Source organism: Phenylobacterium sp. (assembly GCF_025351295.1).
GTDB lineage: Bacteria > Pseudomonadota > Alphaproteobacteria > Caulobacterales > Caulobacteraceae > Phenylobacterium.
Map to the genome: position 1 here is coordinate 12,835 of NZ_JANXWD010000067.1, position 23,556 is coordinate 36,390.

At 68.6% G+C, this 23,556-nt stretch carries 22 protein-coding genes and 1 tRNA gene; 10 read left to right on the forward strand and 13 right to left on the reverse strand.

Annotated elements, in window-relative coordinates:
- Positions 1–94: 94 nt before the first annotated feature.
- The 3 genes from Q0R13_RS10245 to Q0R13_RS10255 all read left to right on the forward strand — a co-directional run bounded on the left by Q0R13_RS10245 (position 95) and on the right by Q0R13_RS10255 (position 3,839).
- Positions 95–589 (forward strand): pyridoxamine 5'-phosphate oxidase family protein, encoded by a 495-nt coding sequence (locus Q0R13_RS10245; RefSeq protein ID WP_293903354.1) that lies wholly within the window; start codon positions 95–97, stop codon positions 587–589.
- A gap of 286 nt (positions 590–875) precedes the next feature.
- Positions 876–1,583: a Crp/Fnr family transcriptional regulator gene (locus tag Q0R13_RS10250; RefSeq protein ID WP_293903357.1), complete on the forward strand. Its 708-nt coding sequence runs from the start codon at positions 876–878 to the stop codon at positions 1,581–1,583.
- 147 nt (positions 1,584–1,730) lie between these two features.
- The gene (locus tag Q0R13_RS10255; RefSeq protein WP_293903361.1) at positions 1,731–3,839 is read left to right on the forward strand and encodes a M13-type metalloendopeptidase; all 2,109 of its coding nucleotides are present in this window, start codon (positions 1,731–1,733) and stop codon (positions 3,837–3,839) included.
- Between the two features lie 153 nt (positions 3,840–3,992).
- Here Q0R13_RS10255 and Q0R13_RS10260 read toward each other — a convergent pair whose 3' ends face one another.
- Complete coding sequence (locus Q0R13_RS10260; protein WP_293903364.1) at positions 3,993–5,198, reverse strand: putative sulfate exporter family transporter; 1,206 nt, start codon at positions 5,196–5,198, stop codon at positions 3,993–3,995.
- A gap of 236 nt (positions 5,199–5,434) precedes the next feature.
- Between Q0R13_RS10260 and Q0R13_RS10265 the strand changes: the two genes are divergently transcribed.
- Positions 5,435–5,800, forward strand: coding sequence for a hypothetical protein (locus Q0R13_RS10265; RefSeq protein ID WP_293903367.1), 366 nt, complete (start codon positions 5,435–5,437; stop codon positions 5,798–5,800).
- Between the two features lie 326 nt (positions 5,801–6,126).
- Here Q0R13_RS10265 and Q0R13_RS10270 read toward each other — a convergent pair.
- Positions 6,127–6,201: transfer RNA gene (locus tag Q0R13_RS10270), tRNA-Gly, on the reverse strand.
- 555 nt (positions 6,202–6,756) lie between these two features.
- On the opposite strand from Q0R13_RS10270, the gene Q0R13_RS10275 reads away from it, so the two are divergent.
- A complete protein-coding gene (locus Q0R13_RS10275) occupies positions 6,757–8,700 on the forward strand; it encodes a right-handed parallel beta-helix repeat-containing protein (RefSeq protein WP_293903370.1) in 1,944 nt (647 codons plus the stop codon).
- Between the two features lie 73 nt (positions 8,701–8,773).
- On the forward strand, positions 8,774–9,364 hold the full coding sequence (locus Q0R13_RS10280) for an HD domain-containing protein (RefSeq protein WP_293903373.1): 591 nt from the start codon (positions 8,774–8,776) through the stop codon (positions 9,362–9,364).
- On the opposite strand, the gene Q0R13_RS10285 is transcribed toward Q0R13_RS10280, so the two are convergent.
- The 3 genes from Q0R13_RS10285 to Q0R13_RS10295 are packed head-to-tail and all read right to left on the reverse strand — an operon-like array spanning position 9,361 to position 11,057.
- Positions 9,361–9,558, reverse strand: a complete 198-nt coding sequence (locus tag Q0R13_RS10285; RefSeq protein ID WP_293903375.1) for a helix-turn-helix transcriptional regulator — start codon at positions 9,556–9,558, stop codon at positions 9,361–9,363. The genes Q0R13_RS10280 and Q0R13_RS10285 overlap by 4 nt on opposite strands.
- Entirely contained in the window at positions 9,555–9,980 is a 426-nt protein-coding gene (locus Q0R13_RS10290) for a hypothetical protein (protein WP_293903378.1), read from the reverse strand. The genes Q0R13_RS10285 and Q0R13_RS10290 overlap by 4 nt, the downstream gene beginning before the upstream one ends.
- 60 nt (positions 9,981–10,040) lie before the next feature.
- Positions 10,041–11,057, reverse strand: a complete 1,017-nt coding sequence (locus tag Q0R13_RS10295) for a 2'-deoxycytidine 5'-triphosphate deaminase (protein ID WP_293903381.1) — start codon at positions 11,055–11,057, stop codon at positions 10,041–10,043.
- Positions 11,058–11,295: 238 nt separating this feature from the next.
- On the opposite strand from Q0R13_RS10295, the gene metZ reads away from it, so the two are divergent.
- Together metZ and Q0R13_RS10305 are read left to right on the forward strand one after the other, a co-directional pair.
- The gene (metZ, locus tag Q0R13_RS10300) at positions 11,296–12,480 is read left to right on the forward strand and encodes an O-succinylhomoserine sulfhydrylase (RefSeq protein WP_293903384.1); all 1,185 of its coding nucleotides are present in this window, start codon (positions 11,296–11,298) and stop codon (positions 12,478–12,480) included.
- Positions 12,481–12,496: 16 nt separating this feature from the next.
- Positions 12,497–13,039 carry a surface-adhesin E family protein gene (locus Q0R13_RS10305; protein ID WP_293903387.1) on the forward strand — a complete coding sequence of 181 codons (543 nt, stop codon included), beginning with the start codon at positions 12,497–12,499 and terminating at the stop codon, positions 13,037–13,039.
- 60 nt (positions 13,040–13,099) lie between these two features.
- Here the strand turns inward: Q0R13_RS10305 and Q0R13_RS10310 are convergent, their stop codons facing one another.
- The 7 genes from Q0R13_RS10310 to Q0R13_RS10340 form a co-directional block, all read right to left on the reverse strand.
- Positions 13,100–13,999, reverse strand: a complete 900-nt coding sequence (locus Q0R13_RS10310) for an Hsp33 family molecular chaperone (RefSeq protein WP_293903390.1) — start codon at positions 13,997–13,999, stop codon at positions 13,100–13,102.
- Positions 14,000–14,060: 61 nt separating this feature from the next.
- Positions 14,061–14,993 carry an ornithine carbamoyltransferase gene (argF, locus tag Q0R13_RS10315; RefSeq protein WP_293903432.1) on the reverse strand — a complete coding sequence of 311 codons (933 nt, stop codon included), beginning with the start codon at positions 14,991–14,993 and terminating at the stop codon, positions 14,061–14,063.
- 2 nt (positions 14,994–14,995) lie between these two features.
- Positions 14,996–16,183: an aspartate aminotransferase family protein gene (locus Q0R13_RS10320; RefSeq protein WP_293903435.1), complete on the reverse strand. Its 1,188-nt coding sequence runs from the start codon at positions 16,181–16,183 to the stop codon at positions 14,996–14,998.
- A gap of 200 nt (positions 16,184–16,383) precedes the next feature.
- On the reverse strand, positions 16,384–19,377 hold the full coding sequence (locus Q0R13_RS10325; protein WP_293903393.1) for a TonB-dependent receptor: 2,994 nt from the start codon (positions 19,375–19,377) through the stop codon (positions 16,384–16,386).
- 222 nt (positions 19,378–19,599) lie between these two features.
- Positions 19,600–19,944: a metalloregulator ArsR/SmtB family transcription factor gene (locus Q0R13_RS10330; RefSeq protein WP_293903396.1), complete on the reverse strand. Its 345-nt coding sequence runs from the start codon at positions 19,942–19,944 to the stop codon at positions 19,600–19,602.
- Positions 19,944–20,303 (reverse strand): metalloregulator ArsR/SmtB family transcription factor, encoded by a 360-nt coding sequence (locus Q0R13_RS10335; RefSeq protein WP_293903399.1) that lies wholly within the window; start codon positions 20,301–20,303, stop codon positions 19,944–19,946. The genes Q0R13_RS10330 and Q0R13_RS10335 overlap by 1 nt, the downstream gene beginning before the upstream one ends.
- On the reverse strand, positions 20,300–21,235 hold the full coding sequence (locus tag Q0R13_RS10340) for a LysR family transcriptional regulator (RefSeq protein WP_293903402.1): 936 nt from the start codon (positions 21,233–21,235) through the stop codon (positions 20,300–20,302). Before Q0R13_RS10340 ends, Q0R13_RS10335 begins: the two co-directional genes overlap by 4 nt.
- A gap of 300 nt (positions 21,236–21,535) precedes the next feature.
- Between Q0R13_RS10340 and Q0R13_RS10345 the strand changes: the two genes are divergently transcribed.
- The gene (locus Q0R13_RS10345; RefSeq protein WP_293903404.1) at positions 21,536–22,000 is read left to right on the forward strand and encodes an Lrp/AsnC family transcriptional regulator; all 465 of its coding nucleotides are present in this window, start codon (positions 21,536–21,538) and stop codon (positions 21,998–22,000) included.
- Here the strand turns inward: Q0R13_RS10345 and Q0R13_RS10350 are convergent.
- Positions 21,990–22,808: an ABC transporter permease gene (locus tag Q0R13_RS10350; protein WP_293903407.1), complete on the reverse strand. Its 819-nt coding sequence runs from the start codon at positions 22,806–22,808 to the stop codon at positions 21,990–21,992. The two genes, Q0R13_RS10345 and Q0R13_RS10350, sit on opposite strands and share 11 nt — an antisense overlap.
- 226 nt (positions 22,809–23,034) lie before the next feature.
- Here Q0R13_RS10350 and Q0R13_RS10355 point away from each other — a divergent pair, with 226 nt between their 5' ends.
- A complete protein-coding gene (locus tag Q0R13_RS10355; RefSeq protein WP_293903410.1) occupies positions 23,035–23,541 on the forward strand; it encodes a GcrA family cell cycle regulator in 507 nt (168 codons plus the stop codon).
- Positions 23,542–23,556 lie beyond the last annotated feature (15 nt).

Here is a 23,556-nt window from a genome sequence, read left to right on the forward strand (position 1 = left end):
TTGGGGTGGGCGGCGGTCGCGTCAAGGGCGCAGCGCGGGAACCGGCCGCGCCGGCCGGGGTTGGAGGCGTCCCACCGCATTAAAAGGACATCCCATGAGCGACAAGACCCACTCCCAGGCCGACGTGGCCCACAAGCTCTGGAAGGCCATCGAGCACCACAGGACCGGCATGCTGGGCGTCAGCGGCGACAGCCACCACTTCCAGCCGATGACCGCCTTCGGCGAACCTGAGACCCACAGGATCTGGTTCTTCACCTCGAAGGACAGCGACCTTGCCGAGTCGGCGGGCGGCGGCGCCGAGGCGATGTTCCACTTCCAGAGCCGCGAGGTCTATGCCTGCATCGACGGGCGTCTCAGCGTGGATCACGACCGCGCCCGTATCGACAAATACTGGAACGCCTCGGTGGCGGCCTGGTATCCGGGCGGCAAGGACGACCCGAACCTCACCCTGCTGCGGCTGGACAGCGCCGACGCCGCGGTCTGGCTCGTGGACGGCGGGCTGGTGAAGTACGTCCTTGAGGTCGCCAAGGCCAACGCCAGCAAGACGATCCCAGATGTGGGCGAACGCCGTGACCTGAACTTCCAGTAGGCGGCGCTGGCGAGGCGGAATCGCGGCGCCAGTAGATGTGGCGTCGCGATTCATTCTCAAAGGTTGATTCGATCCGATTCGGACCCTCAAGGATCGCTTAGCTATAGTTGGACCGAATATTCCGCGATGCCTGAAGGTCATAAGCCGCTCCCGAGTTAATCCGCCACATCAGGATTACAAGCAAATTCGCGATTCACTTGGCGCGAGTGTCGAGTACTCGACAGTTTTCTGCGGTCGACGTCGCTAACTTGAAACCTAAGCCGTGGAGCGGCGTTTCAAGTCCCCGATGCAAAGGCCTGTCCCCGCGTTGCAAAACAGCCTGCTGGAAGCGCTCCCGGCTGAGGACTATGCGCAATTCGCCGCCCATCTCACCCAGGTCGAACTGGAGCGCGGGCGGCTGCTCTACGATCCCGGCGACCCCATCGAGCAGATCTATTTCCCGCATGACGGGGTGATCTCGCTGATGACCCTGATGAAAAACGGCGCGGCGATCGAGAGCACCACCATCGGGCCAGAGGGGGCGCTGGGGCTGATGGCCGCGGTGGCGCCGCGCCAGTCGCTGAGTCGCGCCATCGTCCAGACGCCGCTCCGCGCCGCGCGGATCGGGGCCGAGCGGCTGCACAAGGCGTGGGAGAACAGCCCGCGCCTGCGCGACCTGGTCGATCGCCACACCGAGGCGCTGTACGGCCACGCGATCCAGTCGGTGGCCTGCAACGCCCTGCATTCGGTCGAGGCGCGGTTCTGCCGCTGGCTGCTGACCTGCCACGACCGCATCTCCACCGACACCGTGGCGCTGACCCAGGAGTTCCTGGCCGACATGCTGGGCGTGCAGCGGACCACGGTGACCGCGGTCGCCCGCTCGCTGCAGGAAAAGGGCGTGATCCGCTATCGCCGCGGCGTGGTCGACATCGTCGACCGCCGGGCGCTGGAGACGCTCACGTGCGAGTGCTACGGCGTGATCCGCGGCACCTACAGGCGCCTGCTGGGGACCTGATCCTCCGTTCCGCGACGACGAGCCGAGCAGAGGGAGCGAACACCGTTCGTCGCTCGGCCGTTGCGCGGGATCGAATTTCCCCGTTTGTTGGGCGCCGGCGGCGGTTTCCAGTCGGGACCGCGCACATTGCTGATCGAGAAGAGACCGATGATTTCCGAAACGCGCAAAATCCTGCTGTCGGCCGGAGCGGCTGCGGCGCTCGCCTTCGCCGGCGCGGCCCAGGCGCAGCCGGCCAGGTCCGCCCCGGCCGCCGTCCCGTTCGCCGCCGCGACGCCGGGCGGCGGCGCGGCCGTATCGCTGGTCTCGCCCAAGTACGGGACCTGGGGCTTCGACATGAGCGGCATGGATCGCAGCGTAAAACCCGGCGACGACTTCTTCAGATACGCCAATGGCAAGTGGGCCGAGCGCACCGAGATTCCCGCCGACCGGACCCGCTATGGCAATTTCGACAAGCTGGCGGTGCTGTCCGAGGATCGCCAGCATGCGATCCTGGAGGACGCGGCGGCCGGCAAGCTGACGGACCTCGACGCAGCCAAGCTCGCCGCCGGCTACAAGGCCTATATGGACGAGGCCCTGGCCGACAAGCTGGGGGCCAAGCCGATCGCGCCGGAGCTGGCGCAGATCCGCAAGGTGAAGACCAAGGACGACTTCACCGCCCTGATGGGCAAGGCCAACGAAACCGGTTACGCCTCGATCTTCCCGGTGGGGATCGACGTCGACTCCAAGGCGACCACCCGATACGCGGTGACGGCGGGCAACGGCGGGCTGGGCCTGCCCGACCGCGACTACTACCTGAAGCCGGAGTTCGCGGAGAAGAAGACCAGGTACCTGGCCTATGTGCAGCAGATGCTGACCCTGGCGGGCTGGCCGAAGCCGGCGGAGAACGCCAAGGCCATCGTCGACTTCGAGAGCAAGCTGGCCGAGGCCAGCTGGACCCGCGTCGAGCGGCGCGACCGCGACAAGACCTACAACCCGATGAGCCTGGCCGAGCTGAACGCCTTCACGCCGGGCTTCGACTGGAACCGCTACCTGGCGACCACCGAGCTGCCGAAGCTGGACCGGATCGTGGTGAGCACCAACACCGCCTTCCCGAAGGTGGCGGCGATCTACCGGGAAACCTCGCTCGACACGCTCAAGGCCTGGCAGGCCTTCCACCTGGCCGACAGCGCCGCGCCCTATCTGTCCAAGCCCTTCGTCGACGCCCACTTCGCCTTCCGCAGCCATGAGCTCAGCGGCCAGCCGGAGCAGAAGCCGCGCTGGAAGCGGGCCGTGGCCTTCATGGACGACACGATCGGGGAGTCGGTGGGCCGGGTCTATGTGGCCCGCTACTTCCCGCCGGAATCGAAGGCCAAGATGGACGCCCTGGTGAGCGACATCCGCGTGGCCCTGAAGGCCCGGATCGAGAACCTCGACTGGATGAGCCCGGAAACCAAGGGCCGCGCGCTGGAGAAGCTGGCCAAGTTCACCGTCAAGATCGGCTACACCGACCACTGGCGCGACTATGCCAAGCTGGATCTGAAGGCCAACGACCTCTACGGCGACGCCATGCGGGCCAGCGCCTTCGAGTGGCGTCGCCAGGTGGCGCAGCTGAGCGGCCCGGTGGACAAGACCGAGTGGGGCATGACCCCGCAGACCGTCAACGCCTACTACAACCCGCCCAACAACGAGATCGTGTTCCCGGCGGCGATCCTGCAGGCGCCGTTCTTCGATCCCGACGCGGACCCGGCGATCAACTACGGCGGTATCGGCGGGGTGATCGGCCACGAGATCAGCCACGGCTTCGACGACCAGGGCCGCAAGTCCGACGGCGACGGCACGCTGCGCGACTGGTGGACCGCCGCGGACACCGCCAAGTTCAACGTCCAGCGCGACCGGCTGGGCGTCCAGTACTCGGCCTTCGAGCCCCTGCCCGGCCTGCATGTGCAGGGCGCGCTGACCATGGGCGAGAACATCGGCGACATGGGCGGCTCGTCGCTCGGCCTGGACGCCTATCACGCCTCGCTGAAGGGCCAGCCGGCCCCGGTGATCGACGGCCTGACCGGCGACCAGCGGGTGTTCCTGGGCTGGGCCCAGGTGTGGCGAGAGCGGATCCGCGACGAGCAGCTGAAACAGCGCCTGGCCACCGACCCGCACTCGCCGGCCGTCTACCGGGTCAACGGCGTCGTCCGCAACAACCCGGGCTGGTACCAGGCCTTCGACATCCAGCCCGGCGACAAGATGTATGTGGCCCCGGACCAGCGCGTGAAGATCTGGTGAGGCGGGCTTTTCCCTCCCCTTCACGGGGAGGGACAGACCGCGAAGCGGTCAGGGTGGGGAAGTCACGTCCAGGCTCTGAGCTTGACCGCGGGCTCCCCACCCCGCTCGCCTTCGGCGAGTCGGCCCTCCCCATGAAGGGGAGGGAAAGCGTGCTCAGCTGACGATCCGGGCGGCCGTGAACGCCAGCCCGCACAGCAGCCCCGTCTGGCACAGCAGCGCCGCCAGAGGGCGCCAGCCCATGGACTGCAGGCCCTTGATCGAGGTCTTGGCGCCCACCGCCACCACGCCGGCGCCGATCAGCAGGTTCGAGGCGAAGGTGGCGGCCGGCAGGATGGTGGCGGGTACCAGCCCCAGGGTGCGGGCCGTGGCCAGGGCGAAGAAGCCGATCACGAAGCCCGGCAGCAGCATGGCGCGACTGGGGCCCGTCCCCTCGCCACGCGACCCGGCCACCGCGAAAGCCACCGAGGCGACCACCAGGGCCAGCAGCGACACCCGCACCAGCTTCACGGTGACCGCCAGGTCGCCCACATGTGGCGAGACCGACTGGCCGGCGCCGGCCACCTGGGCGACGTCGTGGATCGAGGCGCCGAGGAACAGCGCGGTGGCGTCCGGCGGGAGGTGCGCGACCCGCGCCAGCACCGGATAGGCCAGCATCGCCAGGGTCGAGAGCGTGGCGACCACGGCTACCACATAGCCGGTCTGGCGTTCCGTCTCCTCGCCCTTGGGCAGGATGGAGGCCACCGCCATGGCTGCCGAGGCGCCGCAGATCGCCGTGGCGCTGGCCGACAGCATGGCGAAGCCGCGCGGCAGGCCGAACAGCCGGCCGATGCCGGACCCCAGCGCCAGGGTCAGGGCCACGCAGCCCAGCACCAGGGCCAGGGTCTGCACGCCCAGGCCGGCGATGTCACCGAGCGCGATGCGCAGGCCCAGCAAGGCGACGCCGACCCGCAGCAGCGGCCGCTCGGCGATCTTCAGACCTGGCGTCAGGTCGAAGCGGCCGGCCAGCGGCGCGGCGATCAGGAAGCCGCCCACCAGGGCGAAGGGCGCCACCGGCTGGCCCAGGGCCTTGGCGGCCAGGGTGGCGGCCAGGGTCAGCAGGCCGGCGACCAGCAGGCCGGGGACGAGCGCGGCCCGGCCCGTCCGCGCCGCCCTGGGCGCGGTGCGATGGGTGATCATCCGTTCGTGCAGCTCGCGGATCCGCCGGCTGCCCGACGCCTGGAAGGCAAACGGGAACAGGCCGTGCAGCAGGCAGGCCACCGCGCCGGCCGCCATGGTGGCGGCATAGCCCCAGGCCGAGCCCAGGTGTTCGAGATAGCTCTCGCCCACCGTCTCCGGATGCTGCTTGAACGCCTTGATCATGCCGCCCGACCCCAGTCCTCAGGAACCAGGGATCAGGATGGCTGGCTGGGCCGGAATATCCTGGTCAGAGTTCGCCGCAACCGCGCCATCCGGGAGAACATGGCGCCCGCATTCCCCCAATCGGGAGAAGCTGGTTTCCACCCTGCGTTCAGCATTCCTGCCGAGGCGTTAACCGGCGGGGGTTTGACTCGGGTAGCGAAGGGCCTAGCCTCGCCAGATCGTTCTAGGAGTTGGACATGCGCAGGCTCATCCCCGTCCTCCCCGTGGGCGTCATCGCGCTTGGCGTGTTGGCCCTGGCCACCCCCGCCCTGGCGCTGACCGTCACCGCCGCGCCCAACCGCGATCAGGCCGCACACCTGCAGCAGCAGCGCGGCAGCACGGCCAACGTGGACCTGCGCGACACCCTGGCCGGCGGTGGGCGGCCCCAGGCGGGGGCGGACCTGACCAGTCGGCAGGGGTCCAATGACCAGACCCAGACCTTCAGCTTCGGGAACGTCACCACCACCGTGACCACCAGCCGCCAGGACTATCGCCAGGATTTCGACACCCCGCGCAGCCGCCTCGACCTGCTGCCGCCCCAATACACCCAGCGCCGGCGGTAGAGCACCACAGCTTGAAGTGGATACCGGTTCAAGCGCCCGTCGTGCTCTAGACATTTGTTTTCGAGCCTTTTTGTCCGGTTCAAATGATTCCGTTTGAACCGGAAAGGATCTAGCGCGCGGCGCCGACCCGCCCACCCCCGGCGCGGCCGCCGCCCATCACGATCTGGCCGGTCCTCCTGCCGGCGGACCCAATCCAGCATTCCGATCACCCGATCGCAGCCGGCAGCCACAGCGGATCGCCGGCAATGCAACGGCGACATGAACCCCCAAACGGCCCCAAGTGCGACCGAATGGTCCTGAGGTTGGACCTTGACGCGCTGAAGGACTGGAGCGGCCGGTGGGAATCGAACCCACGACATTCAGCTTGGGAAGCTGACGTTCTACCTCTGAACTACGGCCGCAGTCCTCTGGACATTAAGCCGGATGGTCGGGCGGGCCATGAAGCGCCGGGGGCGTTTGCAGTCCGTCTTACAGCCGGCGATCCAGCGGCGTCCCCAGTAGCCGCCTGCCCGGTCGCGCGCAAGGGTCGGACGAGGCGGCGGCAGCGCCCAGCCCGAGGATCGAGCGAATACCAGCGGCAAATGCGCGCGCGTCGTCTAGTCACGCTTCGGATTGTGCCGTAATGAATCGTATCACGGCGAGCTGGGGCGCGCCGAGTTCCTTCTGACCTTCGATGACGTACTGCCTATGGAATGAGCCGCAGAAAACGTTGGCTGCGGCAAATTATCCACAAATGTCATACAATTGTATCGTTAACGCGGGCCGCTAGTCTCTGCCACACTCTCGTCATAGTTGCCTATACAGAGACGAATTGGGCGTCTCTTACGGTTAATCGGGCTGAAACCATCTTTTCGTAGGATGGGCTCTGATCTCGGAAACCTGAGTTCTTCGAAAACGGGGTCCCGAGCGGCCGCGCACGGGAAAATACAAGGGGAAATTGCGTGGCGACTATCAACGTGAGCAGCACCGCTATGCTGGCCAGCGCCCTCAAGGGCGCGGATGCGGGCGATGTCATCAAGCTGGCGACCGGGACCTATACAGGCCTCAGCATCGGCAACCTCTCCTACGGGTCGGGGATCACGATCACCTCGGCGGACGCGTCGAAGCCGGCGATCATCACCGACTTCACCCTGGCGAACATGCAGGGCGTGACCTTCAGCCGCGTCGAGATGGCGACCCTGAGCCACCCCGACCTGATCGCCATCGATGCCGGCTACTTCGCGTTCAAGGTCTACAAGGGCAGCAGCGACATCACCTTCGACCATGTGAACTTCCACGGGTCGGACGACGGCAACGCGGCCAACGACGTGATGGGCCTGCAGATTCGCGACAGCGACAACATCACCGTCACCAACTCCGAGTTCCACGACCTGGCGCGGGCATTGGCGGTCGGCCAGACCGACAACATCAGGATCGCCGGCAACAACGTCCACGACCTGCGTTCCGACGGCTTTGACTTCGCCGAGGTCGGCCACATCTCCATCACCGGCAACACCTTCGAGACCTTCAACCCCAACCCGACCGACCACCCGGACGCGATCCAGTTCTGGACGTCCGGCACCACCACCGCCTCGCATGACATCCTCATCTCGGGCAACGTGATCCTGAAGGGGGACGGCGACTACACCCAGGGGATCTTCCTGCGCGACCAGGTCGGCACCCTGCACTACGAGCGGGTGACGATCGCCGACAACCTGATCGTCGGCACCGGCTACAGCGGCATCCGCGTCCAGGGCGCCAACGGGATCACCATCAGCCGGAACGAGCTGGTCTCCTTCGACGGCGACAACAAGACCTACATGCTGATCCAGGACTCCGACAAGGTGGTGTCGACCGGCAACAAAGGCGCCCAGATCGGCTACGACAACTCCACCCACGTCACCGAGGTTGGCACCGTCGCCACCACGGCCATCACCGACCACGGCGCGGCGGCGGAGCAGAACTGGCTGAACACCCACGCCATGTCCGCCGACCAGCGGGCGTTGCTGCAGGCCGCGGCGGACGCCGCCAAGGCGATCTACGTCGCGCCGCCGGAAGTGGCCCACGCCGGCAACGAGTCGCTGGTCGGCAACGCGGACGGCAATGTGATCAACGCCTATGGCGGCAACGACACCCTGGCCGGCCTGGGCGGCGCGGACACCCTGGTCGGCGGCACCGGCAACGACGTCTACATCATCGACAACGGCTCCGACCTGATCGTCGAAAAGCCCGGCGAGGGCATCGACACCGTCATCGCCCGCGGCGAGCACTTCCTCGAGCCCAATGTCGAGAACCTGATCATCGAGACCGACGACGACAAGGGCTGGCGCGGCTGGGGCAACGAGCTCAACAACCGCATCACCGGCAACGCCGGGGCCAATGCGCTCGACGGCGGGGCCGGCAACGACACCATCGACGGCGGCGCGGGCAACGACACCATCACCGGCGGTCCGGGCAACGACCGCCTCACGGGCGGCGCCGGCGACGACGTGTTCCGGTTCGCGCCGGGCGGCGGCAGGGACACCATCACCGATCTCGGCGCGAGCTCCAGCACGCATCTCGCCAGCGACGGCAGCATCGACGCCGGCGTCGATCCGGGCAGCGACGGCAGCATCGATCCCGGCCCCGATCTTGGCAGCATTTTCAGCTTCGACCCCGGCGGCTTCGACCCTGGCAGCCTCCTCGGCGGCGTCGCCGGCAGTGGCCTGGTCCCCGACCCCGGCCTCGACGCGGGCGCCAGCGGCGGCTCCGGTCGCGAGCTGCTGGATATCTCGGCCTATATCAAGGCCGGGTTCGCCCCGAAGGTCACGGAGGTCAACCATCACGCGGTGATTTCCTTCAGCAACGGCGACAGCATCGCCATCCTGAACCTGCATGCGAGCGCGTTCGGCGACGTCTCGAAAATCGGCTGGCTGTTCTGACCCTCAGAGCGCGCGCGTTGACCTGATCGCCTGCGGACCCCACCATGGCCGCCTGATCAGAAGGAGGCCCCCCATGGCAGACGGCGAGACGCTCGACCGGGCGAAGTTCCACACCATGGTCGACAGCACCGCGGAGGACTGGGCGGCCATCGGCCGGGCCGGCGCACCGCACCGCGGCGAGCATGTGGACCGCATCCTGGCGCACCTGAAGCTGCTGGACGGCGACGACGGCGGGTTCGCGGTGGACCGGCTGGAGCACTCGCTGCAGACCGCCAGCCGGGCGCACCGGGCCGGGCAGGACGAGGAATATGTGGTCTGCGCCCTGTTGCACGACCTGGGCGACATCCTGCTGCCGGCCAGTCACGCGGAACTGGGGGCGGCGATCCTGAAGCCCTATGTCTCGGCGCGGAACCACTGGATGGTCGAGCACCATGGCATCTTCCAGGGCTACTATTTCTTCCACCACATCGGCCTGGACCGCGACATGCGCGAGGAATTCCGTGGCCATCCGGACTTCGAATACACCGCCCAGTTCTGCCATCTCTACGACCAGAACTCGTTCGACCCGGCCTATGAGTCGATGCCGCTGGACGCCTTCGTTCCGATGATGCGGCGGGTGATGGGGACGCCGGTGCGCTCGATCTACAAGCGGCCAGCGGCTTAAAAGGTCTCGTCCACGAACACCTGCTCGATCGTCAGGCCGAACAGGCGCGCGATGCGGAAGGCCAGCGGCAGGCTCGGATCGTACTTGCCGGTCTCCAGCGCGTTGACGCTCTGGCGTGAGACGCTGAGCCGTTCGGCGAGGTCGGCCTGGCTCCAGTCGCGTTCGGCGCGCAGCACCTTCAGGCGGTTCTTCATCGGCGACGGAGCCACCAGCCGGCGCCGACCAGCGCGAAACCCATGACCTGCGTGGCGGCCAAGCCCAGGGCGCCAAGGCAGATGAGGTCCACCCGGCTCCAGGCGCCATGCAGCACCAGGTCGAGCCAGGGCGCGCCCGTCACGACGTAGACCAGCAGGGCGAGCATGGTCAGCACGGTCGCCCCGCCGCCGCCCCAGTACCAGGCGAACCGCTCGGCGCTGCGACCCACCTCGTCCAGGCGGCTGCGCAGCAGGAGACTCGCGCCAATTCCGCCGCCCGCCACCACCGCCATCCCCACCATGGCCGCCAGCGGATGGCCCAGGAACAGCAGGCCCTTGATCACGGCCCAGCCGATGAAGGCCAGAATCGCCGCGCCGACCATATAGGACGCGCCGCCGAGCACGCCTTTGGCTGCCGTCATGTCGACCTCCCTTGTCTTAATGACAAGGAAACACGACATGGATCTTATGTCAAGGAAACCTTACTCCCAGACCTGGAAGTGCTTCGACAGCTTGAGGCCCTGGCGCTGGTAATGCGACCCGAGGTCGCCGTAGAGTCGCGTCGGCTTTTCGGTGAGCGGTTCGTAGACCAGCCGGGCCACGGTCTGGCCGTCTTCCAGGATGAACGGGGTCTCGTGGCTGCGGACCTCCAGCACGCCCTTGGAGCCCTTGCCGTGCGCCTCGTCGGTGCCGAACCCCGGGTCGAAGAAGCCGGCGTAGTGGACGCGGAACTCGCCGACCGACGGGTCGATGGGGGTCATCTCGGCGGCCTCCATCACCGGGATCTCCACCGCGCCCTTGGAGGCCAGGATATAGAACTCGCCGGGGTCCAGCAGCAGCTGGCCGCCCCGCGGGTACAGCGGCTCCCAGAAGTCGTGCGGGTCGTGGCCGTCCTCGTGGTCCAGATCGACGACCCCGGCGTGGCGGCGGCCGCGGAAGCCCGCGATATCGCCGGTCAGGTCGACGCCGACGCTCTCGACGCGCAGGCGGGGCGGCTGGCCGGCCTTGAGGCGCAGCTGGTTGAGCCGCGTGCCGGAGCGGACCAGGACCGAGAAGGTCTGCGGCGCGATCTCCATGTAGATCGGGCCCTCATAGCCCTCGACCACGTCATCGAAGGCGTGGCCGTAGTCCGACAACAGGCGCACGAAGACATCGACCCGGCCGGTGGAGCTCTTGGGGTTGGCGCGGGCCGACACGCCGGCCGGCAGCTTCAGTCGCTCCTGCAGCTCGGCGATGTAGACGCAGCCGCGCTCCAGCACGGCGCCCCGGGTGAGGTCTAGCTCATGCATGGCCACCTCGGCGATCCGCGCCCGCACGGCGCCGTGGCGCGGCAGAAACGAGGCCCGCACCCGCCAGCAGCGGCCGGCCAGCCGCAGGTCCAGGCTGGCCGGCTGGACCTGGTCGTCCTCGAACGGCGTGGCGGCCGCGATCGCGCCCTCGCGGATCAGGGCTTCGATGGACTGGCAGGGCAGGATGCCCGGGACGTTGAAGTCGCGCATGGGCGGCGGACAGTTACCTCAGAACGGTCGCGTGGCAAGAGAAGGGGGACCGCAGAAAACACTGAATGCGCAGAAACCCGGCCGAGCCGGCCCCAACGGGTCGCGAGCCTCAGGTCCGTCCTTCTGCGAATTCTGCGTTTTCTGCGGTCTCATATTCCGGAGCCGCTTCGCCACAAGCGGACCTTGACGGCCTGCGCTCCGACGTTCATCCCGCAGGCCGTTTCCAAAGGAGGCCAGCATGGCGGAAGATCCGCGCGATTGGGAGATCGAGACCCAGGCGGTGCGCGGCGGCCTCGCCCGGACGCCCTACGGCGAGATTTCCGAGGCCTTGTTCCTCACCCAGAGCTTCGCCTACGAGAGCGCCCAGGCCGCCGACGACCGGTTCGCGGGCAATGCGCCCGGGTTCATCTATCAACGGTTCGGGAACCCGACCACGCAGATGTTCGAGGACCGGCTGGCGCTGCTGGAAGGCGCCGAGCAGTGCAAGGCCACCGCGTCGGGCATGGCGGCGATCCAGCTGTCGCTGGCCGGCCTGCTGCGGGCCGGCGACCACCTGGTGGCGGGCCGCGCCCTGTTCGGGTCCTGCCGCTGGATCGTTTCCGAATGGCTGCCGCGGTTCGGGGTGGAGACCACCTATGTGGACGCCACCGACCTGGAGGCGTGGAAGAGCGCGGGGCGGGCCAACACCAAGGTCTTCCTGGTGGAGAGCCCGGCCAACCCGCTGCTGGAGGTGACCGCCATCGGCGCCGTCGCCGACATCGCGCATGCGGCCGGCGCCAAGCTGGTGGTGGACAACGTCTTCGCCACCCCGATCTTCCAGAAGCCGCTGGTGCTGGGCGCGGACATCGTCGTCTATTCCGCCACCAAGCACATCGACGGCCAGGGCCGGGTGCTGGGCGGCGCGATCCTGGGCGCCGGCGAGCTTATGACCAGCGCCTACAAGGACATGCACCGCCACACCGGCCCGGCGCTGTCGCCGTTCAACGCCTGGGTGCTGCTGAAGGGGCTGGAGACCCTGGAACTGCGCGTGCGCCGCCAGACCGAGACCGCCGGCAAGCTGGCGAACTTCATCGCCGGCCACGGCAAGGTGCGCGCCACCCGCTATCCGGGCCGGCCCGACCACCCGCAGGCGGCGATCATCGCCAATCAGATGACCGGCGGCGGCAACGTCGTGGCCTTCGACCTCGGCGACCGGGCCGCGGCCTGGAAATTCCTCGACACCCTGGAGATCGTCGACATCTCCAACAACCTGGGCGACGCCAAGTCGATGGCCACCCACCCCTGCACGACGACCCACCGGTCGATGCCGGAGGCCGAGCGGCTGGAGATCGGCCTGACCGAGGGCTGGGTGCGGATGAGCGTGGGACTTGAAGGCGCCGGCGATCTCACGCGAGATGTCAGCCGGGCCCTGGACGCGGCCTGAGCCGGCCGGGGGAACGATGATGCGGGGTCTGGGGATCGTAGCGGCCCTGCTGCTGGCCGCCGCGAGCGCACCTGCCCAGACGCCGGCGCCTGTCGACCCGCCGCCGCCGGCCAGCCTGGCGGCGAAGGATGTCCTGGCCTGGACCGAGGCGCACCTGGACGCCGACAGCTGGCGCGTGCTGGGGATCAATCCCTATGGCCTGTTCTTCGCCTCGCCGCAGGGGGTGACCCTGCGCCACGACCGGTTGGCGGAGGCCGACCTGCGCCACGAACTGTTCGCGCCGGTGGACATGGGCGGCGGCCAGATGCGCTCTGACCTGGAGCACTGGCTGGTGGACTGCGAGGGCAAGCGCCACGCCATGCTGAAGATGACGCTCTATGCGCGCAACAACCTGAAGGAGGAATTCGCCTTCCGGCAGACCGAGACGCCCAACTGGCTGGAGGCCGACCCGGCCGACGAATCCGCCCGCGCCATCGCCGCCATCTGCGAAGCGGTCAAGGCCGGCCAGCGCCCGGACAAACCGCCGGGCCGTCCCGCCGGCCCGTCGCCCCACCGGTAGAGGTCCCGCCGCCTTCTCCTCACCCCTAGCCCGTAGGGTGAGGAGAAGGCGGCGGCTGGCTCAAGCCTCGGCCGCTTCCAGCTCCGCCGGCTCCATGGCGTAGACCTTCGAGCAGAACTCGCAGGTGACGCGGATCTTGCCGTCGTCCTCGACCATGTCGGCGCGCTCGGCCGGCTCGAAGGACTTCAGCACGGTGACGATGCGGGCTTCGTTGCAGCGGCAGAAGGGGGTCAGCGGCTTGGAGTTGAAGACCCGCACGCCATCCTCGTGAAACAGCCGGAACAGCAGCTCGTTGCTGGAGAGGTCCGGGTCGGACAGCTCGTCCTCGCCCACCGTCTCGAACAGCGCCTGGGTGCGGACCCAGGCCTCCAGGGTGGAGCCGCGGGCGTCGTCCTCGGCCACGTACTGGATCAGGATCCCGCCGGCCCGCCAGGCGCCGTCCAGATGGCCGACCGCCAGGCGCACGCGGGTCGGGGTCTGTTCGGACTGGGCGAAATACTGCTCGGCGCACAGGGCCAGGGTCTCGCCCTGGATATCGGTGACCCCCTGGTAGCGGTCCATGTCCGTCCCCTGGTCGACGGTCATCATGAACACGCCCTCGCCCAGCAGCGACCGGGCGCCGGGCCGCAGGAAGCCGCTGGACGCCGTGGCCACCGCCTCGGCGTCGAACCGGCAGTAGCCGCGCAGGCCGCCGGAGGTGTCGTAGTCGGCGATGACGTAGCGCACGGCGCCCGCGCCGCGGGCCTCGACGATCAGCCGGCCCTGGAACTTCAGGTTGGAGCCGACCAGGGCGGCCAGCGCGCAAGCCTCGCCCAGCAGGTTGGCGACCGCTTCCGGATAGTCGTGGGCCTGCAGGATCTTGTCGATCGTCGGCCCCAGGCGCGCCACGCGGCCACGCACGGGCTCGCCTTCGATCTGGAAGCCGCCGACCAGGTCATCGGGTAGGGAAGTCTCGGACATGGGGCGCAATATAGGTCGCGGCTGGAGAGTTGCGAGGGTGGCGAGGCGTCTCAGGGGGCGTTCAGATCGCCCCGAAGCACCAGGCCAGGATCGACTTCTGGGCGTGGATGCGGTTCTCCGCCTCGTCCCAGATCAGGCTCTGCGGGCCGTCTATGACCGCGTCTGTCACCTCCTCGCCGCGGTGGGCGGGCAGGCAGTGGAGGAAGACCGCGTCGCGGGCCGCCTCGGCCATCAGCGCCTCGTCGACCTGGTAGGCCTCCAGCGCCTCGAGGCGCTCGTCGTGATCGGTGTCGCCCATCGAGACCCAGGTGTCGGTGATCACGCAGTCGGCGCCGCGGACCGCCTCACGCGGGTCGTGGGTGGTCATGATCTGGCCCTGCTCGCCGGCCGCGCGGGCCAGGTCCATCATGTCCGGATGGAAGACCGCCGGGGTGGCGATATTGAGCTTGAACCCCAGCTTCGGCGCGGCGTGGATGAAGCTGGAGCAGACGTTGTTGCCGTCGCCGACCCAGGCGAAGGTCTTGCCCGCCACCGGGCCGCGGTGCTCCTCGAAGGTCTGCAGGTCGGCCAGGATCTGGCAGGGGTGGCCCTTGTCCGACAGCCCGTTGATCACCGGCACCGTGGCCGACATCGCCAGCCGTTCCACGTCCTCATGCACATTGGCGCGGATCATGATGGCGTCGACCATGCGCGAGAGCACGCGGGCGGTATCCTCGATCGGCTCGCCGCGGCCCAGCTGCATATCGACAGCGTTGGAAATGATCACGTCGCCGCCCAGCTGGCGCATGGCGGCGTCGAACGAGAAGCGGGTCCGGGTGGAGTTCTTCTCGAAAATCATCGCCAGGGTGCGGCCACGCGCCGGCTGGTCCTCGTCGGGCTTGCCCTTGGGCCAGCCGGCGCGCGCGGCCTTGCGGGCCTTGGCGTCCTCCAGCATGACGCGCAGGTCGGCGCCCTGGAGCTTCCACAGGTCGAGGAAGTGGCGCGGCGCAGGCAGGCTCACGCCGCCCCCACCCTCTCGTTGGCCACCGTGGCCTGGGCCGCCTCGCACGCCCGCTCCAGCAGCCCCATGGCCTCGCGCGCCTCGTCCAGGGTGAGGTTGAGCGGCGGCAGCAGGCGCACGCAGTTGTCGCCGCCGCCGGCGATCAGCAGGTGCTGGTCGCGGGCGTGCTGCATGAACTCGCGGTTGGGCGTGGCCAGCTTGACGCCGATCAGCATGCCCTTGCCGCGGATGTCGACCACCACGTCCGGGAAGCGATCCTTCAGGCCGGTCAGCTGCTGGTTGAAGTAGCCGGCGACTTCGCGGACGTGGGCCAGCAGCTCCGGCTTCACCAGTTCTTCCACCGAGGCGACGCCCACCGCCATGGCCAGCGGGTTGCCGCCGTAGGTGGAGCCGTGCGAGCCCGGGGTCATGCCGCTGGCCGCCTCGATGGTGGCCAGGCAAGCGCCGACCGGGAAGCCGCCGCCCAGGGCCTTGGCCACCGCCATGATGTCCGGCGGAGCGTCGGCCCATTCATAGGCGAACAGCTTGCCGGTCCGGCCCAGGCCGCACTGGATCTCGTCGTAGATCAGCAGGGTTCCGGTCTGGTCGCACAGCTGGCGGATGGCGCGCAGGTCGGCGTCGGGCCACGAGCGGGCGCCGCCCTCGCCCTGGACCGGCTCCAGGATGATCGCCGCCGTGGTCGAACCCACGAGCGCGCGCAGCGCTTCGACATCCCCGAACTGGGCATGCACGAAGCCCGGCATCGGCGGGCCGAAGCCCTCCAGGTAGCTGGTGTTCCCCGAGGCGTTCACCGCCGCCAGCGTCCGGCCGTGGAACGAGCCGTCGAAGCCGATGATGTCGATCCGCTCCGGCGCGCCCTTGGCCCAGTGATACTTGCGCGCGGTCTTGATGGCGCACTCGATCGCTTCGGCGCCGGAATTGGTGAAGAAGCACACATCGGCGAACGTATGGGCCGTCAGCAGGCCTGCCAGGGTCTCCTGGTTCGGAATGCAGAAGATGTTCGAGGTATGCCAGAGCTTCTCGGCCTGATCCTTCACGGCCTGGACAAGCTTGGGGTGGCTGTGGCCCAGGGCGGTCACCGCGATGCCGGCCATGCAGTCCAGGTAGGCCTCGCCGTCGGTGGTGTAGAGACGCGCGCCCTCGCCTCGCTCGAACGCCAGCGGGGCGCGCGCGTAGACGCCCATGATGTGGTCGCTGGGGACGGGCGGCGCGGACGTCTCGGCCACTGGGAAGGCCCTCCAAAACGGAAGCGTCCCCGCGGCGCGAGCAGCGGGGACCGGAAGGCCTGGCGTTTTCGTCGCCAAGCCCTTGCATGTCAATGTTTTGCAGCAGGCAAGCCGCTCCTCCCCCGCCCCGAAGCGGACGGGGGAGGCGCGTTCGCTGGCTAGAAGTCCACCGTCGCGCCGACGAACAGGAAGCGGCCCAGGGCGTCGTAGACCTGCGGGAAGGTGTTGCCGTTGCAGACGGCGGCCGCGCAGTTGGACGAGCCGTTCAGCGGCGGGTCCCGGTCGAAGAGGTTGTTCACCCCGGCCCGGAAGGCGACGTTCTTGGTCTTCCAGTTCAGCGACAGATCGAAGTAGTCACGGGTGGCGAGCGCCCGGTCGGTCGCATACTGCAGGCCGGTGTTGTTCAGCTGTGGGTCCTTGTCGTAGGCGTCCAGCCGCACCCGGCTGAAGTGGCGCCACTGCAGGCCGACGCCGAAGTCATGGAACCAGTCGCCGTAGGCGAACGGCGTGGCCCAGTTGACCCGCAGCTTGTGTCGCCAGGTCGGATTCGGCGAGCTCAGGCCGCCCGCCACTGAGCAGATGGTCCCATAGAGGCCGGCGCAGTCGAACGAGGGGTCGCCCGGCAGCGACTGGACCTTCAGTTCCTTCAGGTAGGTGCCGATGAAGTTGATCGTCAGGCTGCCCATGTTCTCGATGCCGTATCGGTCCAGGTCGAAACGGTAGTTGCTATTGATGTCGATACCGCGGGTGCGCAGCGCGCCGGTGTTGATGGTCGTGTCGCGCACGAACCCCTGCGACGACAGCCACAGCGAGCCCGCGGCGTCGCGGTTGACCTTGCTACAGAAGAACGGGTCCGAGGTCTGCACGCAGCGGTTGATGATCACGTCGCCGCCGACCGGGGCGATGAACTTCTTCACCTTGATGTCGAAGTAGTCGATCGAGAGGTTGAAGCCCGGCAGGAAGGTTGGGGTGAACACCGCGCCCAGGGTCAAGGTGTTGCTGGTTTCCGGCCGGAGGTTCGGGTTGCCGCCCGTCAGGCCATTGTACTGGTTGGCCGGGTTCTTCTCGATAGCCAGCACCTGGGCGGTGGTCAGGTTGAACAGCGAGGCGCACTTGGCGACCAGCGGGTTGGCCGCCGCCAGGCCGGCGCAAGGATCCTGGGTGCCGTCGAGCAGCACGCTGGCCGGGGTGAACAGCTCCAGGATGTTGGGGGCCCGGACCGCGCGGTTGAAGCCGCCGCGCAGGCGGACCCCTTCGACCGGCTCCCAGTCGCCGCCGAACTTGTAGGTGCTGGTGGTGCCGATCGAGGAATAGTCCGAGTAGCGGTAGCCGACCTCGAGCTGCAGCCGGTGGAAGAAGGGCTGGTCGTCGACCAGGGGGATGCGCGCCTCGGCGAACTCTTCATAGACGTCGAAGGCGCCATTGACCGGCGGCACGGCCCCGGCCCCGCCGTTCAGCAGGCCCGCGGACGCCACGAAGTCGGTGGCGAAGTCCAGGTTCTCGCGGCGGTACTCGGCGCCGATGGCGACGCCGACGCCATCCTTGGCCCAGGGGCTCTTGACGCCGTAGTCGCCGAGCGCGCCGGAGAGGGAGACGTTGGCCACACGTTCAGCGGTGTTGCCAACGGCGAAGCTGGGCGTCTGCAGGAAGTCGAGGGCCGCCTTGGTCACCCCGCCGTTCTTCCAGATGTTGTAGGGCACGCAGGCCGGGTTGGTCCCGTTAAGGGCGGCCAGGCAGGCCGGCTGGCCGGCGGCGTCGCGCCCGACCAGCAGCGACTGCTGAATCAGCGCGGTCTGGAAGAAGCCGCCGTTGATGCCCTTGAAGCCGACCGTGCCGTACTGGAGGAAGGCGTCGTAGCTCCAGTTCTCGTTCAGGTGGCCGCGCAGGCCGATCACATAGCGATAGTCGGTGTGCCGGAAGTCGGTGGTGCGCCCGCCGCCTTCGACATTGCGCCGCGAGATGATCAGGGTCCGGTTGGCGGGCGTGCCGGCGTCCGCGCCGCACAGCGTGGTGAGCTGCTGGGCCGAGGCCAGGGCGTTGTTGCAGTTGATCGTGAAGTTGCCGGCAAAGATGCCGCCCGGCGCGATCTGGGCGACCGAGCGATCGTCCATGAACATCAGGTCGGTATAGACCTCGGCCCAGGGCGCCACCTCGTAGTGGGCGAATGCGCCCAGGCCGTAGCGGTCGTCCGGACGCAGGTAGAAGTTGGTCGGCCCGAAATTGTAGAGGTCGCGCGCCGCCACCCGCGGCCGGAACTGCTGATTGGGCGAGGTGATGTCGACCACGAAGCTGCCGAAGCGGGCCGGGACCGAGGTGCCAGACCCGCCGCAGCCGGCGGCCAGGAAGGTGTCGCCGGAATTCAGGGTGCAGGCCGAGTAGTCACGGTTGCCCTCGAGGACGGCGTTGTTCTGGCGGTAGGTGGCGTATGCGGTGATGTTGCCCTTGCCGTCGGCGCTGTTGGTTCCGATCACCAGGGTCACCTGGGTCCCGTCGCCGTCGCGGACGTTGTGCTTCGGCAGGGCGTAGAACTGCGGGCTGGCGGACCGCGCCTGCTGTTGGCGCACCACGTCGGCGACCGGGTTGCCGTTGTCGTGCTGGTAGGTCGAGTAGGTGGCGTCCAGCCGCACGCCCTCGAAGTTCTTGGTCATGATGAAGTTGACCACCCCGGCCACGGCGTCGGCGCCGTACACCGCCGAGGCGCCGCCGGTCAGCACATCGACGCGCTCGACCAGCGATGTCGGGATGAAATTCACGTCCGCGCCCGGGGAGGCCGGGTCGCCCGGCACCAGGCGTCGGCCGTCGATCAGCACCAGGGTGCGCGACACGCCCAGGCCGCGCAGGTTGAGGGTGGCGGTGCCGGTGGCGCCGTTGGAGATCGAGGAGCCCTGGGCGGCGAAAGCCTGGGGCAGGCTATTGATCAGGTCTTCGACCCGGGTGACCCCGGTGGCCTTGATCTCGGCGGCAGTGACCGCGGTGACCGGGCTGACGCTTTGCAGGTTCGGCGAGGGGATGCGCGTGCCGGTGACGACGACCTCGGTGACCTCGTCGCCCGCCGGCGCCGCCGCGGCCGCGAAGGCTGGTGTGGCGAGGCCGGCCACCGCGAAGATCATCGATGACGCCAGCAGGCGCGCTCGTACGGTATGCTTGTTCACGATCAAAATCCCTCCGCGGCCAGGCGCCCGATGGACGCCGCCGCTCCCCACTTGCAGGTTTCGGCCCCGAGGCGGGGCCAAGTGATCGCGAGTTATGTTTGGGTGACAAAAGGGGTCAATCGACCCCCAGGCAACGGGCGATGCCTGGAGAGCAACATTCTGAATTGACTGATGAAATATTGCCTTTTTTGACGGAATCCGGGCCGTCGCGGCGGGGTTTTCCTAGCGCTGTGTTACGTGCGCAACAGGCCGGCCGGGATCCGGCCGGTTGATCGCCGCCGTCGTCAGGGCCAGGTCGAAATAGCGGCGCAGGCGCGTGAGCGCCTGGGGCTTCACCGCGGCCTGCCGCTGGCGCAGGTCTATGAGGCCGGCGGCGGCCAGGACGCTCAGGTGATGGCTGACATTGACCCGCGGGATCGCCATCCGCCGCGCCAGGTCGCCGGCCGAGGCCGGGCTGGACACCAGGCGCTCCATCAGCCGGCGGCGGATCGGGTCGGCCAGGGCCCGGAACAGGTCCGCCGGCGCCTCGGACGCCGCGCTGAGCCAGGCTTCGTGCGGGTGGTCCATCAGGCGATGCGCGAGCGCGGCGCGACGGGCGCGATGGTGTCGAGCGCGTGCAGGCGGCGCGAGACGGCGAACCGCTCCCGCAGCCAGCCCTCGCCCACCGAGGCCTCGAACCACAGGCGGTCGAAGTAGGTCCGCAGCTGCGGCAGCGGATCGACGACCGCGACCAGCAGGCCGTCCTCCTCGCGCACGAGGCCGGCGTCCTTCAGCACCCGGACGTGGTGGGAGACCGCCGGGCGGGTGACCGGCACGGCTGCGGCCAAGCCGGAAATCCGCGACGGGCGCGCCAGGATACGCTCATAGAGGTCGCGCCGGGTGGGGTCGCCCAGGGCGTCGAGGGCGGCGCCGATGCCGTCGGTCATCGCTGGCCTCCCGCCACGCGCAGCGGCTTCATCAAGGACGCGATCTGCGGCGGCGGCGGGGCCGGCGCGGCGCGCAGCTGGCTGAGGAAGCGCCGCAGCGCCGGGTTGTCGTGATCGTTGCGCCAGGCCGCGATCAGCCGCAGCGCCGGGGCGCCCGGCAGCGGCGAGAAGGCGACCCCGGCGCGGGTGGCCAACGCCACGCTCTGCGGCACCACCGCATGGCCGGCGCCGGCCGCGACCAGGCCCAGCACCCCGTCATGGGACGTCATCTGGACCCGGACCCCGGCGCGGGCCCCGCCACGCTCGGTGACCAGGCGCTGGATGCGGGCCCAGTCGTCGCCGGCCGCGCAGAGCACCGGCGCGTGGCCCAGCGGCTCGTCCGGGTGCTCCAGCGAGCGGGCCAGCAGCCAGGGCTCGGACCACAGGGACAGGCGATCCAGGCCCGGCGGGGCGTCGTCGCCATCGATGAGGATGGCGTCCAGTTCACGGTCGAGGACGGCGGCCACCAGCTCGACGGCGGAGCCGGCGCGCAGCTCCAGCTCTACGTCGAAGGCCGAGCGGCGATACGCGCGCAGCATGGCCTCGGCCGGGCCGGCGGTGAGCGGCCAGACGTGGCCCAGGCGTAGACGCCCGACCTCGCCCCGACCGGCCGCCCCGGCGCGCACGGCGGCCTTGGTGAGCAGCTCCAGGGCGCGCTCGACCTCGCCAAGGAAGCGCTCGCCGGCCCCGGTGGGCCTCGCGCCGCCCGAGGAGCGCTGGAACAGGGACACGCCCAGCGCGTCTTCCAGCGCCAGCACCCGGCGGGACAGGACCGAGGGGTTCACGCCGAGCGCCTCGGAGGCGCGGCGGAAGCCCAGGTGCTCGCGTACCATCAGCGCGGAGCGCAGGGCCGCGATGTCCTGGGCGGCCGAGGCCTCGGCGCTGCGCTTCATCGGGTCTTCGCCGTGCGACGGACGTCGGCGGCGGCGGCAAGGGCCGCGGTCACCATCGGTGAGCGCAGGTCACGCGCCGGCAGGGCGGCGAACGACGGCGCGGCGGTGGCGGTCATTCGGCGGTTTCTCCTTTGACCGCAACAGGTTGACGGCCTTGAAGCGGGGCGCTGATGCTGCTGGCCGACCGGCATCGTAACGGCCTCCTTGACAGCCTACGTTCGCGGTCGATTGTGAGGCTCCGGAGTGTTCGTCGCCATAAGCAAGACGACGGCGGAGTGTGGCGAAATGATTGAAAATCAAATGGCTGATAGGAAAATCGGCGGCGCCCGCGACTCCATCGATGAGAAGCTGATCTCGCTGTTGTGCCGCAACGCGCGCATGACGCTGACGGCGCTGGCCCAGGAACTGGCCCTGTCGCGGACGGCGGTCCAGGCGCGGATGGCCCGCCTGGAGCGCGACAAGGTCATCGTCGGCTACCGGGCCGTCCTCGGGCGCGACGCGGGCGCAGACGACGGCCTGAGGGCCGTGCTGTCGGTCACCTTCAGTCAGCGACCCTGCTCTCCGGTCGTCGAGAAATTCCGCCACTGGCCCGAGATCACCCATTACTACTCGGTGACCGGACCGCATGACGCCTATGTGGTGGTCAGGGTGGGCAATGCGCAGGCGCTCTCGCAGTTCGTGGACAGGCTCAGCGCCATCGCTGGCGTGGGCTCGGTCCGGTCCGCCGTCGTCCTCAAGGCGGATTTCGGAGAGACTAGGTCTTGATCTTGTAGCCGGTGCGGAACATCCACAGGCACACCCAGCCCAGCGCGACGACCAGTACCGCGGTCATCGCCGCCCCGATCGCCAGCGAGCTTTCCGCGCGGCCGATGAAGCCGTAGCGGAAGCCGTCGATCAGGTAGAAGAACGGGTTGAACTTGCTGAAGCTGCGGAACGGCTCCGGCAGCTTCTCCACCAGGTAGAAGGTGCCCGACAGGAAGGTCATCGGCATGATCACGAAGTTGGTGACCGCCGCCATATGGTCGAACTTCTCGGCCCAGAGCCCGGCCATGATGCCGATGAAGCCCATGATCAGCGCCGCGCCGACCCCGAAATAGATCACCGCCCAGGGCGCGGCGACCGGCAGCCGGGCGAACGGCAGGATGGCGACCAGGCTGACCAGCCCCACGACGATCCCGCGGGTGGCCGCGCCGGCCCCGAAGCCGATGACATGCTCCACCGGCGATAGCGGCGGGGTCATGAAATCGCCCATCAATCCGTTGAACTTGGCCTGCAGCAGGGATGACGACGAGTTGGCGAAGGCGTTGCCGAGGATTTGCATCATGATCAGGCCGGGGGCCACGAAGGTCCCATAGGCGACGCCGTGGACCTCGCGGCCGCCGCCGACCGCCACCACGAACACCAGCATGTACAGCAGCGCCGTCATCACCGGGGCGGCCAGCGTCTGCATGCCCACCTTCCAGAACCGCTGGATTTCCCGGATGTAGAGGGTCCGGAGGCCCAGCCAGTTGACCCCGTCGTACTCGCGCGGCTGCGGCGGGATGACGGCGTCAAGAGTGGGCATGTCTCGCATGGGCGAGATGTGCGCCGTGCGCGCCCGCAGTTCAAGTGTGCGGCAAAGGTGCGACTTCCCGACGCAACATGTAGTTCCTGTGGAGAACCCGCATGGCGCCTATTGTGGGTCTTAGCCGTTTGTTTACTACTGATGGTGGTTGGTGAGCGCTGACTTAACCCGGCGCCACAAGATGTTGATCCAGGCGCCGCTCGGGGGCGCGCCGGATCACTGGGGAGGCGAGATCATGGGCTGGACCGACGAACGGGTCGAACTCCTGAAGAGGCTCTGGCAGGACGGCCTTTCGGCCAGTCAGATCGCCAAACAGCTGGGCGGGGTCACCCGAAACGCGGTCATCGGCAAGGTCCACCGGCTGGGCCTGTCGGGACGCGCCACGCCCTCGAAACCGCAGCGCACGGTGTTCAAGGCGCCGCGCCCGGCGCGTCCGGTGGCGGCCTCGCCCTCGGCCCCGCGGCGGATCGCCGAGCCGGTGTCGGCCCATCCGGCCCCGACCCCGGTGCGCTACGTCGACGAGCGGCCAGGCACGGCCACGGTGCTGACCCTGGGCGCCCACATGTGCAAGTGGCCGATCGGCGACCCCTCGCTGGACAATTTCACCTTCTGCGGCCGGCGATCGGAAGAGGGGGGCGGCCCCTACTGTCACGAACATGCCTCTGTGGCCTACCAACCGGCCCAGTCCAAGAAGAAGTCCGGCGCCGTAGAGCTCGCCCGCAGCCTGCGCCGCTACATCTGAGATCCGCTCGCCAGA